This is a genomic window from Spirosoma sordidisoli (assembly GCF_004138325.1).
GTDB lineage: Bacteria > Bacteroidota > Bacteroidia > Cytophagales > Spirosomataceae > Spirosoma > Spirosoma sordidisoli.
In genome coordinates this window covers 415,677-436,921 of record NZ_SBLB01000006.1, presented here as the reverse complement: position 1 = coordinate 436,921, position 21,245 = coordinate 415,677, and the positions used below count along the sequence as shown (strand labels likewise).

Here is a 21,245-nt window from a genome sequence, read left to right as displayed (position 1 = left end):
ATACTAGCCGGTGGGCTGTTAATGGGGTGTAATTTCGATTACACCCTTTTTTTGTACAACTCAACGATTAACACATTCACGTTATGAAACGTAAACATTCACTATTGGCTTTATGCCTGTTTAGCATGGGTATGGCAACGGCCCAGACCAACTCCAATACCTATTCGTCGACCACGACGACATCGACCTACAACGCGACACCGGCAACGACCGACACCACCAATGCCGCCACCAGCACATCGAACATGAACAATAACAGTTCGATGATGAACAGCAACGCAACGACGAACACGACGGCGGCTCCGGCTTACGGCACGACCACCACGACGACGACCACCTACAATGCCGACGCCAACACCGCCACGACCACCCGTCAGGATGGTGATGACAAAGCCTGGGGCAAAGAAGGTAAATTTGGCGTATACGCCGGGGTGAACTTCTCGCGCTTCGTGAACGAGCCGATTCCGGATGGTGCTTACCGCGCCGGCTGGCAGGCTGGTATCTACGGTCGTACGGGCGGTACCGTTTTCGGTCAGATCGGTCTGGAATACCGGAACTCGACCACCAACCTGGTTCGGTCGGGTGCTGGTCAGCCAACCCCAACGCCGGGCAATGTCAGCGGTCAGATCAACCAGCATTTCGTTGCCATCCCGGCCTATGTAGGTCTGCGAATCGGTAGCGCGCTGGGTCTGCGCATCCAGGCGGGTGCCGAGCTGTCGGCTCTGGTCGTGAACCCGAACAACCGCTTTGGCATTGGCGAAGATGATTTCAACCGGACCATCCTGAACGGACTGGTGGGTGCTGGTATCAACCTCGGCCCGCTGACGCTGGATGCCGTTTATAACCACGGTCTGCAGAACGTATTCGATACCAACGATACCAAGCGTAACATCCTGGCGCTGAACCTTGGTTTCCGATTCTAAACCGCCGTTCTTCATCAACAGCGGGGGCCGTTTCAAACGAAGCGGCCCTTTTTTTGTGCCTGCTTCGTTCTGCCTACGATTAGTTATGCAAACATTCCGGTCAGGGAGGGGTTTACCCGTTGATTGGTAGCAGTCAATATACTCAACTCAACACGTTATGAAAACTTTTGCAAAAACAGCTCTGCTGGTAGCGGGGGTGTGCAGTACAGGACTCGTGTATGCGCAGCGAAACTCGTACGACGATCGCTACCGCAATGATGATCGATACGATCGCCCGTCGCGCCGGGACGAGCGTGTGGAAGATCGGCGCATGAACGACCGCTTCGACGAGCGCCGTGAATTTATGCGCCGGAATGATGAAGACCGGCGGTATGACAATCGCTACGAAGAGCGGCTGGACCGGGGCAACCGGAACGAAAACCGGTACGACGAACGCGACCTGAGTAAGGCCTATGACGAGGGCTTCGAAGACGGACAGCGCAGTGTGGAGGTGGCCGAGCGTCAGGAGCGCCGGGAGAACTACAAGAATTTTACGTTTGGGCTGTATGGTGGTGCTAACTCGACCCGTTTCGAGGGCGAAGACGTAGGCGGTAATGACCTGGCCGGTCGGCTGGGGTACCAGCTGGGTATCTTCGTGCGGGGTGGTGGTCGTGTATACGGACAGATCGGCGCCGAATACCTGACGTCGAGTTCGGACTTCTACCGCGCCGGCGACGGACAAGTGGGTAGTATCGAAGATATCACGTCGAACGTTGATCAGAAGTACCTGCATATTCCGGCCTACATTGGCGTAAAGCTGGCGCAGTCGGAGCGGGGAGTATCGGCCGTTCGGTTACAGATCGGCGCTGAATACGCCACTCCGCTTGGTGTGGGCGATAATGAATTCAACTTTCAGCACCGGGACTTCCGGGCCGCTACCGTCAACGGACTGGCTAACCTGGGCTTCGATGCGGGGCCGCTGTTCATCGATTTTGTGTACCACTACGGCTTTGCCGATGTGCTGAAAGACGTTACGAACACCAAGCGCAGGGTGCTGGGCGTAAACCTGGGCTTTAAGTTTTAAAAATCAGCCTTTATTCCGGTAGTGGTTAGTCAATAGTGGTAAGTTTGCAGGAATGCAGCGAATCGCTATCGACTAACCACTACGGCTTTTATGAACACACTCTTTCCTATTTTCGTCAAGGCCGAGAAACTGCATATCCTGATTGTTGGGGGCGGCTACGTAGGGCTGGAGAAACTGACCGCCCTGCTCGGTAACGCCCCCGATACCCGCACTACGCTGGTAGCGCCCGAGATCCGCGATGAGATTCGGGATATAGCCCGGCAGTCACCCAACGTGCAGCTCGTTGAGGAGCCGTACACGCCCGCTCATCTCGATGATAAGGACCTCGTTATTGTTGGAACCAATGATAAGGCCGTAAATCGGCAGGTGCAGGCCGATTGTAAAGCCCGGCGTATTCTGGTCAACGTAGCCGATACCCCGGACCTCTGCGACTTTTACCTGAGCTCGGTCGTGAAAAAAGGCGACCTCAAAATTGCCATCTCGACAAACGGCAAATCGCCCACCTTCGCCAAGCGATTCCGCGAAGTACTGGAAGAAATCCTCCCCGACAGCCTGCAGGAGACCCTCGACAACCTGACTGCCATCCGTAATCAACTCAAAGGGGATTTCGTACAGAAGATGGAAAAGCTGAACGAAATCACCAAAGTTCTGCGATAGCTGCCTGCCATTGTTAGAACGGGATGGCTCTGTTGCTACCCGCAAGACTGTCTTTCTATGGCTCATTTACCATATAATAAAATATGAATAATTATTGATTCGACACCTTGCTACCCAGCCTCTTATCGTGTTGCTTTGTCATTGGCAACAAATTAAATCCACACTCATCTGTATGAAAAACCGATACGTATTACTGGCTTGTCTGCTCGGTATGCTGGCGGGACGCAGTCGGGCGCAAACGGTCGCTGACCAACCTATTCAGGACTCGGAATGGAAGTCCGTAGCCGCCCTGCATCAGCAGAAAGGAAACTGGATGGTCGGCGCTGGCCTGACGCTACTGGGCGCAACGGCCAAAGGCGGGCGATTTGTTGCCAACCGGACCTGGGTGGGCATAGAAGCCGAATACCATAGCCTGATTGCGCTACGTCGGGAGGGCGGGGTGTTTGCCCGGTATTACCTCTGGAGCGGTAGTTTCGTGTCCGGCTTCGTAGGCGGGGGCGTTACCTACGGCTGGTACCACGACCGGGTTTTTAACCTGGATGGAAGCTCTCTAAACGATCCTGCGCCCTACTACAGCCCCAAACTCAATGCGCTCGTTGGGGTCGAATACGCCCTGGGCCGCCGTTTTTCTATCGAAGGCGTTGCCAAATACGGTAAGCTCACCCGAAACGGCTCGGAGCAACCCAGCCTACAGGGGTCGTTTGTCTGGAGCTGGCATAAATAGAGACGTAGCTGCTCCCTTTCACGCTCCGGATCACTGCTCGCGTAGGGTGGTGGACGGATCAGAAAAAACGCGAATGTGGAAGGGCAGCATGACATAACATCATGCTACCCTTCTACATTCGTATCAAATCAAAAACTATTGCAGATTGGCGTCTTCGCGGCTGTTGAAGGTGTCGCCCTGGTTGATATCGCCGGTTTTCAGGCCTTTCGAGAACCAGTACACGCGCTGAGCGGCCGTGCCGTGCGTGAACGCGTCGGGTACAACATAGCCCTGGGTTTCTTTCTGGATGCGGTCATCACCGATGGCGTTCGCGGCCGTCAGGGCTTCTTCCACATCACCCGGCTCCAGCACGAAACTTTTTCCCTGCGCGTGGTGCGCCCATACACCCGCCAGGAAGTCGGCCTGTAGTTCGAGCCGCACCGACAATCGGTTAGCCTGGGTTTCGCTCATGCGCTCCTGGGCGGCCCGTACTTTGTCCATAATACCCATCTGATCCTGAAGGTAATGCCCGACTTCATGGGCAATGACATACGACATGGCAAAGTCGCCGGGGGCATTGAAGCGACGGGCCAGGTCATCGTAGAACGACAGATCGATGTATAGTCTCTTATCACCGGGGCAGTAGAATGGACCCGAGGCCGACGAAGCTGCTCCGCAACCCGACGGCGTCTGTCCCCGAAAAAATACCAGCGTTGGCGGGGGGTATTGTCCCCCTTCCTTCGCCAGCAGCTGGGTCCAGGTGTCTTCGGTGCTGGCCAGTACCCGGCGCGTAAACTGAGCCGCCTGATCGTCGGGTTGTGGTCCGGTAGCCCGCTGCGAGCCCGGCATGGTCGGACTCTGGGTTTGCGGCTGGTTGCCGATAATATCCGATGGATCGCCCCCCAGCAGGGTGACGATAATGGCAATGACAATGGTGCCGATGCCACCGCCAACCAGTAGTCCTCCGCCACCGCTTCCCCGGCGGTCGTCAACGTTATCGCTTTCGCGTCCTCCTAACCAACGCATGATGTGTATTCGTTTAGTCGTGTAGTTATGTAGCTGGGAACAAAGGCCCCCATCGATTACTTTTTCCGGCGCAAATTGTTTGCTGTACTGACTAGACGACGCCAGATCGAATCTGTAACGGTAGCCGGTTCAATCGGTTTATGGCCCAGCCGCCGGTTTATAGCCCCGACGCATCGCGGCCCAATTCGTTGTTCTGCTCGGCGGCTTCGTTCGTAAGCTGGGTAATAAACGACTGCGACAGGGGCGTTTCGCTGTCCCGGCCGAAAGCGCGCTGCTCGCCAATGCCGCCGGGGCCGGGTAGCTGCCTGTTGATCAGGGCCATCGTTTCGCCAATAAAGCTCGGGGCAATACCTTCCAGCGCGGCTCCCAGTTTGGCCGGCAGCGTAATAATACGTTCGACCTCTCCGTAGCGGCAGGCGTCGATGATTTCACGGGCGCAGTCGGTCGAGTCGATGGTAACGAACGGCAGCGAATCGCCAATCTTGAAGACGGTATATTCTTTTTCGTTCTGACCCTTGTAGATGGCGTTGCGCGGGCTGCCGGTCCGGATCAGGCCGGGACAGATGGTCGTCACCTGAATGTTATCCTTGAGCAGCTCGGCCCGCAGCCCTTCCGAGTAACCAACCAGCGCAAACTTGCTGGTCGAGTAGGGAGCCAGATGCGGTACGGCCACTTTGCCGCCAAACGACGCCACGTTGACGATACGCCCCCGGGTGTGCTCACTGGCTGATCGGGCCATCATGTGCGGCAGTACGGCATTGACCATATGAAAAGCAGCCCAGAAGTTGGTATCCATGGCCTGCCGGAAATCGGTTTCGGTAGCGTGTTCGTAAGGTGTTACGATGATCACCCCCGCGTTGTTGATCAGCACATCGACCGGGCCGAGCGCCTGCCGAACGTTTTCGACAAACCGCTCGATCTGGTTTTTGTTGGTGATGTCGCACACTTCGGCGTATACATCCACCTGATACTGGCTCAGCTCAGACTGGGCGCGGTCGAGATCGTCCTGATCGCGGGCGCAGAGGGCCAGGTTTGCTCCTTCCAGCGCCAGCAGCCGGGCCATCTCGAGCCCGAGCCCGCGCGAACCGCCGGTAATGATGATGGTTTTATCCCGAAAGTCGATCTTTCGTTTCTGCGCCAGATACGCTTTGGTAGCGGCCCAGGCTCCCAGGCCCGCCAGTGTCCAGCCGATGGTTTTTGTCAGAAGATTCATAGGGATTCATATCGTTGATAGACACTAAACCCCTGACAGAATAGAAGGTTGACGGAACCGATTGTATGGAAACCCGGCCAGGCTAGCGTCGCCCCAGAAACGCGCCGATTTCGGTGTTGATCCGGTCCGATTCGCAACCGGTAGCGAGGTGGCCACAGTCGCCGGTCAGTTCTACCAGAGGAACGTTGAGGGCGCGGGCCAGCTCGGTAGCCGTGCCGGGCGTAACCATGTGATCCTGGGTGGCCACGATGACCAGCAGCCGGGCCCTGATGAGTGCTTTCAGGTCGGCTGCGGTGCGCCCCCGGTAAATATCCTGGCCGATCATGGCGCGCAGCTGCGACGCCCAGTCGTAGGGGTTTCGGCCGCTGTAGCCTTCTTCTTTTTTACGGGCAAAATCGGGTTCGTCTTCGGCTTTGAGGGTGCGCAGAAAATGGCTGGGGGTCGTCAGGTTCAGTTCGTGCAGGTTACCGACGGTACGCATGGCTTCGGCCGAGAAGTTACCCCGTTCCAGGATGGTGAGCTGGGTGCCCCAGAAGAGCCGGTCGTAGCTACTCTGCTTCGGCGTGCCGACAATAGGCACCACATGATCGACAAAATCAGGGTAGGAGACCAGCCACTCGAACGACTGCATGCCACCCATCGAAATACCCAGTACGGCGTACAGGTGCGGTAGTTTCAGCGTTTTGGTAACCAGCTCGTACTGCGACCGAACCATATCGCGAATGCTGAAGGCCGGGAACTGGGCCCCCGGCTGCGCGCTGCTGTTGGAGGGCGATGTAGAGACGCCATTGCCCAGCGCGTCGACTACAATAGTAAAGTATCTGGTGCTGTCGGCCGCATTGCCCGGACTGGCTATGAACGCTTTGGCTTCTGAGGTGCCACCGAACCAGGTCGGTACCAGGATGGCGTTTGAGCGGGTGGCGTTCAGTTTGCCGAAGGTTCGGTAGCCGACGCGGCAGTTCTGGATCACCTGGCCATTGTCGAGGGTAAAGTTGCCGAGGTCGGCAAAACGCTGCTGGCAGAAGACAGGTACAGCGAAAAGAATAGACAGGAGAAAAGTAAAAGGGGTACGCATACAGCGGCAGGAGTTGATCAACAACTAGCAAAGGGTACCCGCCCCGGTTCTTACTGGACCCGGTAGTGGATGGGGTGGGTGAGGGTTGCTGACGCGGGTGAGACGCAAGGGGTTGCTGACGCGGGTGGGTGGCTGACGCGGGTAAGACGCAAGGGGTTGCGTCTCTACATGGATATGACCAGGTTGATGGGGGGGCGCCAGGCGCCGTTGCGCCACTCGAACTCGAAGGATTCGGGAGCGATACCCCACATGGACCATTTGCCGGCGTTGATGGTCTGGCTGGTGTTCTGCCGGTACTGACGGGCGGTGATGGGGGCGGAGTGGGCTTTCTGCTGCTCTGTGCCGCTGGCGGGTAAGCTGGCCAGGGCTTTGGCGTAGTCTTCCTGGTTGACGATGTATTCGGTGTGCGGATCCTGACGGGCCATGCTACTGTTTGTTTACAGCATAACAGCTGGGCGCGGTCGATGTTTTTGGAGGCAGCCCGTATCGCGCCATCATTCGTCCAGCATGGTAGCCGCCAGGGTGCTCATGGTCTCCCACGAAAAAGGCAGCCAGTTGCCGCTCAGCTGGTCGAAGAGTTCGGTAGCCGACTCGCAGGCGTATAGCTTATAATCGAATTTCGGGTAATGGCTCACCACGTAGCCGGGGTAATAGTAGACCTTCTGCTGTTGCTGCGCATACCTGATCTTTTGCAGCATCAGAAATTTGCCCAGGCTGTAGCGCCGGTAGTCGGGATGGTAGAAGTTCATAATGCCCGCTATGCTCCGGACCCCATCGTCGAAGATACCGGCGGCAATCAGGCGGGCTCCGTCCCGGACTTCTACCACGTAGCTGTCGAAGACGTTGTAGGCTGACCCGTCGAGCAGGCAGGCCTCTACCGACAGCGGAGCGTCGAACGTAATACTGTCCCGATACTCGGCGTAGAGCGTTTCCAGCTCATGGGTAAGCACAAACGGGCGGACATCGACCGAGAAGCGTGCGTTACTCTTCAGCAGCTGGCGCTGGCTTTTGCCGTAGGTGACCCGCGCCAGATCGAGCCGGAGCCAGTGAACGGGACAAAGCCGGTCTTCGAACAGGATGAACCGGCAGGTAAACACGTCCTGCTGCATCCGGAAATAACCTTCGCTCAGGTATAAGTCCAACTCTCTCCCTTTCATGGTCTGGTGCCTTTCGGGGCTGTGGGTATCGCCCGTTGGGCTAAATTACTGGATTTTCCGGTTGCCGCCCGTAAAAAAGCCCCAACAAAAACCCCCGCCGGCTCCGGAGCTGACGGGGGTACTCGTGTAGGCCGCTGGTCTTTAATGGATAAGAGAAAGCGTGGGCTCAGGCTATACCCGCACCGCCCAGTCTTTGCTGTAGTCGCGCGACCAGAGCTTCATCGCTTCTTTATCGTTCAGGATATGCCCGTTTGTGGGGTCGCAGTGGAGCACCCGCCCCACGCGGTAGGCAATATTGCCCAGCTGGGGGAGCAGGGTCGATTTGTGGCCTTCGGCAATGGGGGCCTGCAGGCTGGCGTCGCCCCGGATCGTCTGTACGAAATTCTGCAGGTGGAGGGCGTCGAGCTGCTCCAGCGGGCTTACCGTGTTGGTCGCGTCGTAGGGCGTGCTGTCGGTCACGGTCTTAACCAGTTTGTTTTTCTGGTCGTAGATGCTGTAACTGTTGGCTCCCGGATAGACCAGCGTCCCTTTCTCGCCGTAGAATACCACGCCCCGCCCACTGCCTTCCGAGTCGTAGCCGTTGCAGCTGCGCCCTTCCCAGGTCATGGCGGTGTTGTTCGGAAACGTAAACGTAATGGTTTGTGTATCGGGAGTTTCCCAATCGTCGTTGAAGGCAAAGCGCCCGCCCGACGAAACGACCTGGCTGGGGTAGTCGACGCCCAGGCCCCAGCGCATCACGTCGAGTTCGTGGGTGCCGTTGTTGAGGGCCTCACCCGTACCCCAGTGCCAGAGCCAGTGCCAGTTGTAATGGATCAGGTTATCGCGGTAAGGGCGGTGGGGCGCCGGACCCTGCCAGAGGTCGTAATGCAGATGGGCCGGAACCGCTACTTCTTTGCCTTTGCCGATGCTGGGGCGCCAGTTGGTATACCAGCCCCGCGCAAAATACACCCGGCCAATAACGCCCTCGTGCAGCTTTTTGACGGCATCCTGCACGTTGGAGAACGACCGGCGCTGGCTGCCCATCTGCACCAGCCGGTTGTACTTGCGGGCGGCTTCAACGGCCATTTCGCCTTCGTGCGGATTGTGGCTGCAGGGTTTTTCTACGTACACGTGTTTACCGGCCTGACAGCCCAGAATCGTTGCGGGCGCATGCCAGTGGTCGGGTGCGGCTACCACCAGGGCGTCGAAATCTTTCTGATCGAGCAGCTTCCGGATGTCCGTGAATCCTTTCGGTTTCCGACCGGTCTGGGTCTCGAGGCTGGCGCAGGTTTTGGTCAGTACCCGCTCGTCTACATCGCAGATATAAGCCACCTCCGTATTGGGAATGCGGGCAAAATGTTTGGCCAGAAAGGCGCCCCGGCTGTTGGTGCCCATGATGGCCACAACCACTTTGTCATTGGGTTTGCCCCGGTAAAAACCACCCGCCGACAGCGAAGGCGATACGATCAGGCTGGTACCGGCTACCGATGCAGTACGCAGAAAATGGCGACGACTGAACTGTGCGCTCGTAGACATAGAGGTAAGAAGGAAAAAGATGCAGGATAAGCGAAAAGGGAGCCGCAACCGCCTGTCTACTCGACTACGGCCGCCCTTTCGCGATCAACGGGTGTGGATAGACGGTTAGTAGCCCTGGTTCTGGTCGACCTTGGCCGCCAGGTTGGCATCGATAAATTTCTGCGGGATCGGGAAAAACGCGTGGTAGTCCTGGATGGTGCTGCCGCTGCGCGGGTTGTACCGGCGCACCCGTTCAACGAGCTTGCCCATTCGGTTGAGGGTGAGCCGCCGGAGTTCTTCCAGCATCAGCTCCCGCGCCCGTTCGTCGAGGAGGTAGTCGAGCGTCACCTCAGTGGCCGCTACAGGTTTGGCTTTGGCCCGGCTGCGTACCACGTTGATGTCGTCGGCGGCTTTCTGCAGGTCTCCCTTCATGAGGTAGGCTTCGGCCCGCAACAGGTAGGTTTCGGCCAGCCGCATCAGGTAAAACTCCTTGAAGGTGCGGCCGTAGGTAGCGCCGGCCAGTGGCTCGCCCTCAATTTTGCGGATGTAGGGATAGTACCAGTACATGGTGTCGAGGTCTTTGGCCGTTTTGGGGTTAACGCGCTGGCCGAAGTATTTCGACGACCTGTCGTTGTAGTAAAAATCGCGCCGGATGTTGAAGCGGGAGTTCCGGATGTCGTTGGGGTCGGTCCAGATCAGGTGATTGAAATACGACGTGGGGCGGTACCAGCCTACGGGTCGGCCAAGGCTGTCGGCAACGGTCATCGCCGTTTTTCCGTCGGGGTCCTTGATGGCAAAATAGCGGGGCCCCCAGGCGCGCAGGGTGCCGTTGCCTCCGCCCGCTTTGGGAAGGCCACCCGGTGTCTGAAACTCGAACTGAAGCGCCCAGATGGTTTCTTTGTTGCCGGATGTGGTGCGGTTCTGGTTGTTGTCCTTGAACAGGTCGGAGAACACGTCGCCGGGCTGGGCAGTGTACTTGCCAAACCGGGTCGTCATCAGCTGGTACTGCGCATCCTGAATAACGGCCGACGCACTCGCAATCGCTTTGTCGTACTGCTTCTGGTTGTTATACACTTCGGCCAGCAGGTGGTCGGCGGCTGCCTTAACAACGCGGCCGTCCTGGGTGGTCGATTTAGGAAGCCACTGCGACGCAAACTCCAGATCTTTAGCCACGAAGGCCAGCACCTCTTCCCGCGTGGCCCGTACGAAATCGAGCTTGGGGCTGCTGGCAACCTTGTCAACGATGGGCACCCCGCCGTACAGATTGGCCAGGATGTTATAGGCATAAGCACGCAGGAACCGGGCTTCGCCCACGGCCGCATTTTTTTCAGCTTCGTCTTTCCAGACCGCAGCGGGCTTTTCGGCGTATTCGATCAGCGTATTGGCCCGTGGAATTACTTTTAGATAGGCCCATTCCCAGTGGTGGTTCACCTGCGAGGCAGCGGGAGTAACCCAGGTTCGGTAATCGACGTAGGTGTTTATGCCGGGGTCGCCGGTCATGCCTACGTCGGTGCCGACCTGGAAATCCCAGACGTTGGCTCCGTACCCGTAATCGTCATTTTCAAAATAAGCACTCCGCAGTACGGCGTGAATCGAGGCTATGTAGGTATCGAAGCCCGACTTGTTCACCAGCACCACATCGGGGTTCAGGAAGGCCAGGGGGACTTCGTCCAGCACAGAATCCTTACAGGCATTGCCGGAAACGACCAGCATCAGGCCGAGCAGCACGCGCTTCAGAACGGTATATCGACCGGGTAATACAGTTGGTGTTTTCATAAGTAAAACGTTTGAGGAGTGTCGACTAAAAACTCAGGTTTATCCCCGCCGTGAAGGAACGGGCCGTTGGGTAGCCCGCCCAGTTGTAGCCACTTTCGGGGTCCTGACCAACGTAATTTGTGAACGTGTGCAGGTTTTTGCCGCTCACGTAGGCCCGCAGCGAGTTGACCTTCAGCCGCGACAGCAGCGGTTTCGGGAAGTCGTAGGCCAGGCTCACGTCCTGAATCCGGACAAAATCGCGGGAGGTATAATAGCCGTAGCCCAGCGGGTTGGTGTAAACCAGCGACGGGCGCGTGGTCGATTTGTTTTCGGCCGTCCACCAGCCGGCGTCGAGCATGTTGACCGGGCGATTGGGGTAGTTATTGACCGGGTCGAGCAGGTAGAACGACTGCTGCCAGCCCTGCATGGCGTTTAGGAATACCGACAGCGACAGGTTGCCGTAACGCAGCGTATTGTTGACACCCCAGCGGTATTTGGGCTCCCGCTGGCTGATGATGGTGCGGTCGCTGGCGTCGAGTTTCCCGTCCTGGTTGAGGTCCTTGAAGCGCAGGAACCCTGGCTTGTAGCCCGGTGGCAGTTCGTCGCCTACCTGGTATACGCCGTCAAAAACGTAGTCGTAATTGATGTTGATTGGTTGACCAATAAACCAGCGGTTGCCCAGATCGTCGTCTTCGCGGCCGTCGTTGTTGAGGTCGCTGCCGTACAGATGGGTGATGCGGTTGCGGTTGGTAGAGAAATTCAGGTTGGTGGACCACTCGAACTTACCGCTGCGCACATTGCTGGTATTGAGGGTAAACTCGAAGCCGGTGTTCCGGGTGGCCCCCAGGTTGGTCAGCACCTGCGCAAACCCCGTCGGACTGGGCAGTGCCCGGTTCAGCAGCAGGTCGCGGGTGTTCATGTGGTAATATTCGAGGGTACCGCCAATCCGGCCCTTCATCAGCTCAAAATCCACGGCGGCATTACTGGAAACCGTTGTTTCCCACCGCAGGTCCTGGTTGGCCATGGTAGCCGTATACACCGCGTTGACCGTGGCGCCACCGTCGCCGTACACGTACTGGGTCGTGCCGGCCGTGCTGAGCGATCCGTAAGGGGCAATGGCCTGATTACCAACCGACCCAACCGAGAGCCGTAGTTTGAGCAGGTTGAACACCGGCAGTTTCTGCATAAACGGTTCATCCGACGCGATCCAGGCCAGCGCAGCCGACGGAAACGTGCCGTACTTGTGGCTGGCGCCGAATACGGAGCTGCCATCGCGCCGGGCGGTCAGGGTGAGCAGGTAGCGGTTCCGGAAGCGGTAGTTGAGCCGGGCCATAGACGAGACCCCGTCTACCTGCTGGGCGTTCGAGAAGGCTTGCTGTACCTGAGCCAGGTTCAGGTTGTTCCAGCTCAGCACGTCGGTGAAGAAGTTGGAGCCGTTGGCATTGGTCGATTCCCAGTACCGCTGGTTCCGGCCGTAGAGCAGCGTCAGGTCGAGGTCGTGATCCGGCGCCAGCTGGCGGCTGTAGGTGACTATGTTTTCCAGCACCCAGTCGAAATCTTCGCGGTTGTACTTGGAGGCACTGCCGAGGTTGTTCAGCCCATTGCGCCGGTAGATGGGCGACGAGGTGTAGCGATGCTCCCAGCGGTAGTTCGGCGAATAGTTGACCCGGTAGGTTAGCCCTTTCACGAACGGCACATCGACCGTGGCGTAGAAATTGGCGAACAGGTTGTGCTTGATCTCCTGGTCTTTGTCGAGCATGGGGTAGAAGATCGGGCTGCGCTGAATCTGGTCGTCAACGGGGTAGGGAACCGGGTCTGTTTTAGCTTCGTCGAAATAGAGCTTGCCGAACGGGCTCAGTGTATAGCCCTGCCCCGTATCCGACTCTTTACCCGACAGGTCGCGCCGGGCGTACTGCGAGGTGACGCCCACCCGCAGCCAGTCGGTAATGTTGTTCTCCAGGTTGATCCGGAACGACGTACGGTTGGCATTGTCGTTGAAAATCAAGCCTTTCTCGTAGACCTGCGCTGTCGAGATAAAGTAGGAGGTGCGGCCCGTACGGCCCGATACGCTGATGTCGTACGACTGAATCGAGCCTTGCTGCGAAATCTCGTCCCAGGGGTCGATCGTGACGCCGTTGCGGAAGTTTTCGGCTTCGGTATTCTGGAGGTAGCTGGCCACCTGGGCGGGGTCGGCCGTTTGCCCGCTCTGCCGCCGAACGTCGAGGGTTTTCTCGATGTATCGTTCGGGGCTGAGGAGTTTGATCCGGTGGCTCCAGTCCGACAGGCCCGCGTAGGCATTGAACCGGATGGTTGGTTTTTCGGTCGTGCCTTTTTTGGACGTGATCAGAATAACCCCGTTGGCTGCGCGCGAGCCGTAGATGGCTGCCGACGATGCATCTTTCAGAATCTCCATCGTCTCGATGTCGTTCGGGTTGATGTCGGCCAGGTTGCCGTTGTAGAAAACCCCGTCCAGGATGATCAGCGGGTCGTTGTTGGCGGTAATGGAGCGGGTGCCGCGTACGAGGATACTGCCGCCCTGCCCCGGCCGGCCATTGTCGGTGAACTGGACGCCCGCTACCCGGCCGCGCAGCGCCTGGGTCACGTTGGTGTTGGGCAGATTCTCGACCTGCTTCATATCGACCTTGGCCACCGAGCCCGTCACGTTCCGGCGCGACTGCGTACCGTAGCCAACGACCACCACTTCGTCGAGGGCGCGCGTGTCTGGTTTCAGCGTCACGTTAACTGCCGACTGATTGCCCACGGCTACTTCCTGGGATAAAAAACCGACGAACGAAAAAACCAGCACGGCCTCGGTGGCATCGTCGGGAATAGACAGGCGGTAGCTGCCGGCTACGTCGGTGGTGGTGCCGCGCTGCGATCCTTTCAGCACGACGCTTACGCCGGGCAGCCCTTCGCCCTTTTCGTCGATAACGGCGCCGGTGAGGGTGCGTTCGGCAACTTGTTCCGGATTGTCGGCTGGCTGGGGTGCTCTGAACCCGGTACCCTCGCTCCGGCGAAGCATGATTAGCTTTTTAGCCACCTCGTACTCGATCTGGAGCGGTTTCAGCACCCGGTTCAGCACCGTGGCCAGGGCTTCGTTGCTGGCCGAAATAGATACTTTCCGGCTGGTCTGGATCAGCCGTGAACTGAACACAAACCGGGCGTCGCTCTGCTTTTCTATCTCGTGTAATACCGTGCGGACATCTTTTTCCTGCACCTGTAACGTAATGCGCTGATCCAGAATGGCCTGTGCGAAGCCGTCGTTCGCAAAACTCGCGCCGACGAACAGCATGGCCAGTATTAATTGTGTACAGGTAACTTGCATAACCCTACGCAGTACTGTTTTAGGTTGTACCCGTTTTTGCATACTTTTGGTCAGTTTTGTTGGTTTAAGAATGGACAAAACAATCCCCGTTATCCCGCTTGGGATAGGCTCAGGTTCCAGCTTGGCATGGGGAGTACTCAGGTCGGCAATGTTCCAGCATTGCCGACTTTTTCGTTCTTGTGGGATGTATGTTTACGTCATAGAGCCGGGTTTAGGGGTTAGCATCACGTTTGTAAAGTCGGCTAGGGTTTGCAGCCCCGGCTGTTGATGACAATCTGGCCGTCGATCAGCTCGTACCTGGCTTCGATAACCCGGCAGATCACATCCAGCTTTTCGAACAGGGGCTGGTCGGCCAGTTCGGCCGTAAGGGGGCAGTTGGCCAGCAGCTCTTCGTCATAAACGATATCTACGCCATAGGCCCGTTCGAGGGTAGCAAACACCGTCGGCAGCGGGGTATCGTCAAAGCTGAAGCGCTGGGCCGGGCCTGCAACGACCTGCGGATCCGCTACCAGCGATTTCGACAGCCGTACTTCGCTGCGTTCGAAGACAATTTTCTGGTTGGGTGTCAGCACTACTCCGTCCAGTTCGCGGTCGCTCATTTTTCGACTCGCCTGCGGGTCTGTCTGGGCAAACACCGCTACCCGGCCCGTTTTTACCTCCACAATAACCTCCGGATCTTTGGGGTATGCGCGAATCAGAAAGCTGGTGCCCAGGACTTTGGTAACCAGGCCGTTGGCGTAGATGAGAAAAGGCCTGGCGGGGTTTTTAGTCACTTCGAAGAAAGCCTCACCCGACAGAAAGACTTCCCGGCTGCGGAAACCGGGTACGTAGCTGATGCGGCTGCCGGCTTTAAGAATAACCAGCGAGCCGTCGGTCAGCTTCACCGGCATAACCTTACCGGTTCGGTTTACGGTTTCGGTCAACATGGGCTGGCGGGTGCCGGTCAGCTGGTCATAGCTGAAGTCGGGTCGCATCAGCGCACTCAGCCGGCTGGGTAGCTGAACCGTCCAGGCCCAGAGGCCAAGCCCGGCAATCAGGATCAGCGAAGCCGCCATCCGGAACCAGCTATGCTGGTAGAACGGCAGCCGGCGCACGGGCCCGTCGGCGTCGGGGATGAAGGGAGCCTGCTGTTTGCGGGCCTGGCCCAGCGTTCGCTGAACGGCATACCGAATTTCCTGATCGCTCAGCGGCAACTCCCGTAGCTGCAGGGACTGCACCATAGCCCGGGCCTCCGCAACGAGGGCTACCTTGTCGGGATGCTCGGCCAGCCATTGCTGCCAGCGGGCGTCTGTTTCGCGGGTGGGCAACAGCACCCACTGCCGGAAAGCCTGGTCCCAGACAAAGTCTTCAATACGGTACTGCAGGTATCGTTTCATAGCCGTTATGCTGCCTCTCAATAGCTGATAGACAGAAGTTCGCCCGGGATACCATTTTTTAATGCAATTTTTTTCTGGTTTTTTCTGATTCTGTCAGTAAGCCGCCCCAGACCAATGCTGCTGAAGGCTGTTTGTTGGCAAACAGGTGTGATTCTACAGGCGGGCGTGGTTGCCTAACCGCGGCTCTAAAACAAGTTGAAATGGACCACCAGCAGGGTTAGGAGTTCAATTTTCCAGTATTGCCGCAGGTGTTTGAGGGCCAGCTGAAGGAGATTCGACACCGTTTGGGGCGCAATGTCCATCACCTCGGCGATTTGTTCGCGCTCCATCTCCTGAAAGAACTTCAGGTAAACGACTTCTTTTTGCCGGCGGGGGAGGGTTTGCAACAGCTGCTGCATGTGCCGGGATCGGTGGAAGGTGGTTTCCTGGTCAATGAACTGCTCTTCGACCGAAAACTCGAAGTCGAACAGCTGAGTTTTGTCGTCCGATAACTCGGTGGCAGGCGTTGCCCCGGGTAAGTGCCGATGCATATACCGGCGTAGCGACGCCATCAGATACGGCTTCAGCATAACGTCGGCCCGGAGGGAGGCCCGGCGTTCCCAGAGGTACAGAAACAGATCCTGAATGCAGTCCTTGATAAACTCTTTATCTCGGGAGAAACGGGTGGCGTACCGGAATAGCGGCCGGTAGTACGTGGTCATCAACGCGTCGAACGCCGGTTCTTCACCCGCCAGAAAACGCGCCCAAAGTTGCTGCTCGGCTGAGCGGTCGGGTGATGACGATCCGTATGGCCCGGACATAGGCATAGAGTAAACGAGCGAAGAACTGATTGAAGCTTCAAAACAATAAGGTTTAAGTAAGAAATACTAGTATTATACCGACCTTATTTTGGCGCTCTGTCGGGAGGGCGATTTTCTCCGATCGATTTTCCAGATTGAGAGAATGACAGGCTATGTGGCCCGCTTCCGGCAAAGCCTGCCGGGTTAGCTGGCGGCAGGGGGCTTTTGATCAGTTACTTCGTTGATCTGGTAGGCCACCGAGTTCGCACCGGGTTCGGTGGCCAGTTCCTGCCACAGCGCATACTGGCGGGTAAAACTGGCCCCGTAATAAAAGATCAGCGAACAGTAGAAAACGAAGAGCAGCACCAGGATCGTACTGCCTGCCGAGCCGTAAAAACTACGCACCGGACTGTTGATCAGCAGCCGGTCGAGAATAACCTCGCCGAGTTCAACGAGCAGGGCCGTTACCAGACCGCCCACCCAAACCGCCTGCCAGTGAATCCGAACGTCGGGCAGGTACTTGAAAACAAGCCCGAACCAGATGGTCAGCACCAGCACCGACAAACTCTGGTGGGCTAGCTGAGCCAGCCAGCTGTACGACGACGCATCGGCGCTGAGCGTCGATACCGCTTGGTGCAGACTCAGGGAGACTGTGAACAGAAAGCCGGAGAAAATAATGATGCCCAGCGCAACCAGCTTGGTCAGCAAACCCGGCCAGACCCGCCCCTGGGCAGTCGACTTGACATTCCAGAGTTGGTTGAGCGAGTTTTTAATGGTGGTAAACAGGGTAGTCGATGCCAGAAACAGCAGCACCAGACTCAAGGCGGTCAGCCATTCTGAGGAGCGCGGTTTCTGGAGACTACGTGATATGTCGCGCAGCTGACGGGCGCTGGAGGGGCCAAACAGATCGGCCAGTTCGCGAAACAACTGGCTGTTTACCCACCGCCGATCGCCCGTAAGCCAGTCTCCATACAACTGCGACAGAATGATGAGGATGGAAGGGAGGGCAAAGAAGGCGAAAAAGGCCGTAGCAGCGGCCATGCGGATAGGATCGTTCGCACTCAGGTTGATGAATGCCCGGGCCAGGAGTTGAAGAATCGGCACGATTTTGCGCACACCTATAGAAGGACATTGTATCAGCCTAACTGCAAAAAACGGCTTGTGGTTATGGATCCGTCTGGCCGAAACGCCGTTCCAGCCAGTCGACACCGAAGGCAACCAGCGCGGCAGCGGGTAGCAGCACCGACGGCGCATCGCCAATCAACCCCTGCCGGCCCCCTTGCTGGTGCAAAAACGCATCGGCGATGGTCTTGAAATAGTCCGGGTCGAGCCCTTCAACGACCGGGTCTTTCGTGTCGAACTCTTCGATCATCTGCCAGTCGACGCGGTCGTCGATCAGGATAGGGACCTCCAGCCTGGCTATCCGTTTGCCGGGTATCCGGGCCAGATGCTCGGCATGATGCAGCAGGCTTATGGTATCCAGCGGGGCGCCTATGGTGAGCACCAAGCCGCCGGCCAGCATGAGTTTCTCGAAGGGAGAGCCCGGCCCATATCCATACTGGAGCGGATGGTCGGCGGTAAACCAGGCCGCCCGACCGCCGATAGCCGCTACCGACGCACCGGGGTTCTGGCTTCGGAGCGCTCCCGTGGTCGTGCGGACAAACTCGGCAAACGCGCCGTGGTCGCGGCTGGCTCTTGACCCCAGCCGGTCGAAGGGAGGAATGTCGGCTTTGAGCGCGTCGGGAACGTGGCCCGTGTCCGTCACCGCATCTTCATACTGCTGGTCCCAGTTCACGTAACAAAGCAGCGTACCGGCTGGCCCGACCGCATCCAGCAGCGCCCCGATTAGCGCGTCGGGCCCGTGCAGCATAGGCCCCACCGATCGGAGCCCGGCATGTACCATAACGGCATCGCCCGCCCGAACGCCAAGCGCTTCGATATGTTCGCGGAGTGCCCGGCGCGTCCAGTAGAGACAATCACCAACCAGTAGCGGGCTACGATTCATAGTTGACATAGGTAAGTGACTAACAGCGCTGCCGGCACGAAGCCAGGCCGGCACGTTCTATAACCCTGTAAACTTACTTGCCGATGCAGAATATACTGACAGTCGCTTATGCGCTGATTATCTGTACGGTACTGGTTTACTCTAACTCGAAAGGTACAAATGCGGTACAAATTTGCCCGGTTGTGATCGTATCTTCTGCCAAAAGACTATCTCGTATGAGTAGTGTACGACCGAAAGGGCGTTTGTCATGAGCTAATCCCCGCTACTGTCCCCCAGCATATCTTCCTGATAAATCGTTCTGACGAGTACCATGAGAATGGCCAGCAGGGGCGCGGCCATGATCAGGCCCAGCGTACCGGCAAACGCGCCCACTATGATCTGCACGAGCAGGAGCAGGGCGGGTGGAATGTCGTTGAGCCGCTTCTGGATCAGGGGCGTTACCAGATTGCTTTCCACGAATTGGATACCTACGTACAGTAGCAGAACGTTCAGCGCCTGCTGGGGGCCATCGAGTAGGGCAAACAGCAGGGCCGGGATCAGCGCCAGCACTGGACCCAGGTTAGGAATGAAGGTGATCAGGGCGGCAAATAAAGCCAGTATTCCCGCCAGCCGAACCCCCAGCAGCGAAAGGCCCAGCCAGCTTAGTAGCCCGACGATGGCCATCGAGATCAGGGTGCCGATCAGCCAGCCCAGCAACGACTCATCCAGCTGGGCCAGAATGTGCCGGGTGCGCTGCCGCCCGGCTGGGGGAATGAGGTTGACCAGCCCGTCGGTGTACAGCCGGGGCTCGGCAGCCAGGAACAGGGCCAGAAAGAAAATAACGTATAGGTCCGTAAATACACTGACCGTTCCCGAAACGGCGCCAAAGACCCGCCCGGCCAGTTGGCTGCCCCCGCCCCCTTTGAGCAGTTTCTCGGGCGACTCCGGAATCTGGCCAATCAGCTGTTTCCCCCAGCTCGTTTTCTCGATCTGCTGCTGCGCGTTTTTCAGCACGCCGGGCAACTCCTGCTGCAGTTGCTGGGTTTGTTCGCCGATGAGCGGAGCTACCAGGGCGCCAACGCCGGCCAGCGTTCCCAGCAATGTCAGCCCGACTACAATCAGGGCTATGCCTTCGCGCCAGCCGGTTTTTTGGCTTAGCCAGCGCGCTGCGGCCCGCAGGGGCAGCGCAATCAGAATGGCGCACAGGAGCAACAGGAGCACATTGAATGACGCGCCCAGCAACCAGGTCACCAGACCGAAGAAAAGCGCAATGCCGACGGCAATACAGACCCGCCGGGCAAACTCAACCCGGGATGACGTTGGATTCGTGTTCATGGGAGACGGTTTTTCGTAACGGAAAGATAGACGGGCGAAAGGTAGCCAATGGGAGCCGGTATTGATGAACCTGATGCCCTTATTCAAGTCGTCTGTGAACCCGGACCCGATCGATGCGTGCGCCATCCATCTGGTCTACGGTCAGCGTGAACTCATGCCAGCGAATGGATTCGCCGGGCTGGGGCAGGTGGCCCAGCCGGTCCAGGATCAACCCGGCGACGGTGTGAAACCGGTCGTCCTGGTCCAGTAACTCTTCCCGGTCGAAGTAGTCCAGAAAATCAGGATACGGGTACTGCCCATCGATCAGGTAGCTGCCGTCGGGTTGCGGCTGCACATCGCCCCCGGCCTCCGACATAAACGTTACCTCGCCGACCAGTGCCGTCACAATATCGTCCAGCGAAAGCACCCCCTGAACGCCACCATATTCATCGGTAACCAGACCAAACGGGATTGCAGCTGCCTGAAACCGCTCGAACGCCTTATAGGCAGCGTTGTGTTCGGGCAGGAAAAGGGCGGGCTGGATGTGGCTTCGCAGATCGAACGACTGTCCATTGAGCAGGTCTTCGACCACATCGGTCAGCCGCACAATGCCCAGCGGTTTATCCAGGCTGCCTTCGCAGACGGGATAGATGCGGTGCAGTTCACCCGCGATCCGCTTTCTGACCTGGGACGCCGACAGATTGACATCCAGCCAGGTGACCTCGCTGCGGTGAGTCATCAGCGACCGCACGTTGCGGTCGCCGAGCCGGAATACACGATCTACCAGTTCCTGTTCAACGAGCTGTACCTCACCCCCTTCGGTGCCCTCCTGAATAATGGCTTTTATTTCTTCCTCGGTAACGGCGCTGTCCGTAGAAGGCCGGATACCCAGTACCTTCAGCAAACCTTCGGTGGTGATTGTCAGGAGCCATACGAAGGGCGAAACCACCCGGGAGAGAATGGACATGGGGCCGGCTACCAGCTGCGCAATGGCTTCCGGTTTATTGAGACCGATCCGTTTGGGAACCAGTTCGCCCAGTACCAGTGACAGAAACGTGATGAACAGAAGTACCCCGCCCACCGCCAGCGGACGAGCCACCGACGTCAACAGGGGAATCTGCCTGAGCGTCATCTCCAGCGAGGTGGTCAGCGTATCGCCACTGAAAATACCCAGTAGAATGCCGATCAGGGTGATGCCAATCTGCACCGTCGAGAGAAACCGATTGGGCGATTCGGCCAGGTCCAGCGCCCGCCGGGCGGTAGCGCTACCCCGCTTGGCCAGCCCTTCCAGACGGGCTTTCCGAGCCGATACGATCGCGATCTCCGACATGGAAAATAAACCGTTGAGCAGCGTCAGGGCAATAATGATGACAATTTCCATGGGGTCGATACATTAAGGTG

Annotated in this window: 18 protein-coding genes; 4 read left to right on the top strand and 14 right to left on the bottom strand. The window is 57.8% G+C overall.

All coding sequences use genetic code 11. The annotated features are described in order from the left end of the window. Positions 1-83 precede the first annotated feature (83 nt). The 4 genes from EQG79_RS22085 (at position 84) to EQG79_RS22070 (ending at position 3,367) form a co-directional block, all read left to right on the top strand. A complete protein-coding gene (locus tag EQG79_RS22085) occupies positions 84-923 on the top strand; it encodes a PorT family protein (RefSeq protein ID WP_236648744.1) in 840 nt (279 codons plus the stop codon). A 157-nt stretch (positions 924-1,080) separates the two neighbouring features. After that, complete coding sequence (locus EQG79_RS22080) at positions 1,081-1,986, top strand: hypothetical protein (RefSeq protein WP_129604087.1); 906 nt, start codon at positions 1,081-1,083, stop codon at positions 1,984-1,986. A 90-nt stretch (positions 1,987-2,076) separates the two neighbouring features. Then, on the top strand, positions 2,077-2,643 hold the full coding sequence (locus tag EQG79_RS22075; protein WP_077921422.1) for a precorrin-2 dehydrogenase/sirohydrochlorin ferrochelatase family protein: 567 nt from the start codon (positions 2,077-2,079) through the stop codon (positions 2,641-2,643). Positions 2,644-2,815: 172 nt separating this feature from the next. Next, positions 2,816-3,367: a hypothetical protein gene (locus EQG79_RS22070; protein ID WP_129604084.1), complete on the top strand. Its 552-nt coding sequence runs from the start codon at positions 2,816-2,818 to the stop codon at positions 3,365-3,367. A 135-nt stretch (positions 3,368-3,502) separates the two neighbouring features. On the opposite strand, the gene ypfJ is transcribed toward EQG79_RS22070, so the two are convergent. From ypfJ to EQG79_RS22000, 14 genes are all read right to left on the bottom strand, one after another. After that, entirely contained in the window at positions 3,503-4,372 is an 870-nt protein-coding gene (ypfJ, locus tag EQG79_RS22065) for a KPN_02809 family neutral zinc metallopeptidase (protein WP_129604081.1), read from the bottom strand. Positions 4,373-4,529: 157 nt separating this feature from the next. Further along, on the bottom strand, positions 4,530-5,585 hold the full coding sequence (locus tag EQG79_RS22060; RefSeq protein ID WP_129604078.1) for an SDR family NAD(P)-dependent oxidoreductase: 1,056 nt from the start codon (positions 5,583-5,585) through the stop codon (positions 4,530-4,532). Between the two features lie 82 nt (positions 5,586-5,667). Beyond that, complete coding sequence (locus EQG79_RS22055; RefSeq protein ID WP_129604075.1) at positions 5,668-6,660, bottom strand: alpha/beta fold hydrolase; 993 nt, start codon at positions 6,658-6,660, stop codon at positions 5,668-5,670. A 164-nt stretch (positions 6,661-6,824) separates the two neighbouring features. Then, entirely contained in the window at positions 6,825-7,085 is a 261-nt protein-coding gene (locus EQG79_RS22050) for a hypothetical protein (RefSeq protein WP_077921417.1), read from the bottom strand. 69 nt (positions 7,086-7,154) lie between these two features. After that, positions 7,155-7,817 carry an arginine-tRNA-protein transferase gene (locus EQG79_RS22045; RefSeq protein ID WP_077921416.1) on the bottom strand — a complete coding sequence of 221 codons (663 nt, stop codon included), beginning with the start codon at positions 7,815-7,817 and terminating at the stop codon, positions 7,155-7,157. 171 nt (positions 7,818-7,988) lie between these two features. Continuing rightward, positions 7,989-9,332, bottom strand: a complete 1,344-nt coding sequence (locus EQG79_RS22040) for a Gfo/Idh/MocA family protein (protein WP_129604072.1) — start codon at positions 9,330-9,332, stop codon at positions 7,989-7,991. A gap of 105 nt (positions 9,333-9,437) precedes the next feature. Beyond that, positions 9,438-11,087: a RagB/SusD family nutrient uptake outer membrane protein gene (locus EQG79_RS22035; RefSeq protein WP_129604069.1), complete on the bottom strand. Its 1,650-nt coding sequence runs from the start codon at positions 11,085-11,087 to the stop codon at positions 9,438-9,440. A 25-nt stretch (positions 11,088-11,112) separates the two neighbouring features. Next, on the bottom strand, positions 11,113-14,391 hold the full coding sequence (locus EQG79_RS22030; RefSeq protein ID WP_240699417.1) for a TonB-dependent receptor: 3,279 nt from the start codon (positions 14,389-14,391) through the stop codon (positions 11,113-11,115). A 242-nt stretch (positions 14,392-14,633) separates the two neighbouring features. Then, positions 14,634-15,767 carry a FecR family protein gene (locus tag EQG79_RS22025; RefSeq protein ID WP_129604067.1) on the bottom strand — a complete coding sequence of 378 codons (1,134 nt, stop codon included), beginning with the start codon at positions 15,765-15,767 and terminating at the stop codon, positions 14,634-14,636. Between the two features lie 185 nt (positions 15,768-15,952). Beyond that, complete coding sequence (locus EQG79_RS22020; RefSeq protein ID WP_129604064.1) at positions 15,953-16,567, bottom strand: RNA polymerase sigma factor; 615 nt, start codon at positions 16,565-16,567, stop codon at positions 15,953-15,955. Positions 16,568-16,750: 183 nt separating this feature from the next. Next, positions 16,751-17,662: a YihY/virulence factor BrkB family protein gene (locus tag EQG79_RS22015; protein ID WP_077921411.1), complete on the bottom strand. Its 912-nt coding sequence runs from the start codon at positions 17,660-17,662 to the stop codon at positions 16,751-16,753. A 49-nt stretch (positions 17,663-17,711) separates the two neighbouring features. Next, positions 17,712-18,551 (bottom strand): aminoglycoside 3-N-acetyltransferase, encoded by an 840-nt coding sequence (gene aac(3), locus EQG79_RS22010; RefSeq protein ID WP_129604061.1) that lies wholly within the window; start codon positions 18,549-18,551, stop codon positions 17,712-17,714. Positions 18,552-18,803: 252 nt separating this feature from the next. After that, on the bottom strand, positions 18,804-19,865 hold the full coding sequence (locus EQG79_RS22005; RefSeq protein ID WP_129604058.1) for an AI-2E family transporter: 1,062 nt from the start codon (positions 19,863-19,865) through the stop codon (positions 18,804-18,806). A gap of 79 nt (positions 19,866-19,944) precedes the next feature. Further along, positions 19,945-21,225 carry a hemolysin family protein gene (locus tag EQG79_RS22000; protein WP_129604056.1) on the bottom strand — a complete coding sequence of 427 codons (1,281 nt, stop codon included), beginning with the start codon at positions 21,223-21,225 and terminating at the stop codon, positions 19,945-19,947. Positions 21,226-21,245: the final 20 nt, after the last annotated feature.

Excerpts from the sequence above, each read along its gene's own strand:
- EQG79_RS22055 (WP_129604075.1), bottom strand. The coding sequence starts at position 6,660 with ATGCGTACCCCTTTTACTTTTCTCCTGTCTATTCTTTTCGCTGTACCT.
- EQG79_RS22035 (WP_129604069.1), bottom strand. The coding sequence starts at position 11,087 with ATGAAAACACCAACTGTATTACCCGGTCGATATACCGTTCTGAAGCGC.
- EQG79_RS22025 (WP_129604067.1), bottom strand. The coding sequence starts at position 15,767 with ATGAAACGATACCTGCAGTACCGTATTGAAGACTTTGTCTGGGACCAG.
- EQG79_RS22045 (WP_077921416.1), bottom strand. The coding sequence starts at position 7,817 with ATGAAAGGGAGAGAGTTGGACTTATACCTGAGCGAAGGTTATTTCCGG.
- EQG79_RS22050 (WP_077921417.1), bottom strand. The coding sequence starts at position 7,085 with ATGGCCCGTCAGGATCCGCACACCGAATACATCGTCAACCAGGAAGAC.
- EQG79_RS22030 (WP_240699417.1), bottom strand. The coding sequence starts at position 14,391 with ATGCAAGTTACCTGTACACAATTAATACTGGCCATGCTGTTCGTCGGC.
- EQG79_RS22020 (WP_129604064.1), bottom strand. The coding sequence starts at position 16,567 with ATGTCCGGGCCATACGGATCGTCATCACCCGACCGCTCAGCCGAGCAG.
- EQG79_RS22080 (WP_129604087.1), top strand. The coding sequence starts at position 1,081 with ATGAAAACTTTTGCAAAAACAGCTCTGCTGGTAGCGGGGGTGTGCAGT.
- ypfJ (WP_129604081.1), bottom strand. The coding sequence starts at position 4,372 with ATGCGTTGGTTAGGAGGACGCGAAAGCGATAACGTTGACGACCGCCGG.
- EQG79_RS22040 (WP_129604072.1), bottom strand. The coding sequence starts at position 9,332 with ATGTCTACGAGCGCACAGTTCAGTCGTCGCCATTTTCTGCGTACTGCA.
- EQG79_RS22000 (WP_129604056.1), bottom strand. The coding sequence starts at position 21,225 with ATGGAAATTGTCATCATTATTGCCCTGACGCTGCTCAACGGTTTATTT.
- EQG79_RS22005 (WP_129604058.1), bottom strand. The coding sequence starts at position 19,865 with ATGAACACGAATCCAACGTCATCCCGGGTTGAGTTTGCCCGGCGGGTC.
- EQG79_RS22070 (WP_129604084.1), top strand. The coding sequence starts at position 2,816 with ATGAAAAACCGATACGTATTACTGGCTTGTCTGCTCGGTATGCTGGCG.
- EQG79_RS22060 (WP_129604078.1), bottom strand. The coding sequence starts at position 5,585 with ATGAATCTTCTGACAAAAACCATCGGCTGGACACTGGCGGGCCTGGGA.
- EQG79_RS22075 (WP_077921422.1), top strand. The coding sequence starts at position 2,077 with ATGAACACACTCTTTCCTATTTTCGTCAAGGCCGAGAAACTGCATATC.
- EQG79_RS22085 (WP_236648744.1), top strand. The coding sequence starts at position 84 with ATGAAACGTAAACATTCACTATTGGCTTTATGCCTGTTTAGCATGGGT.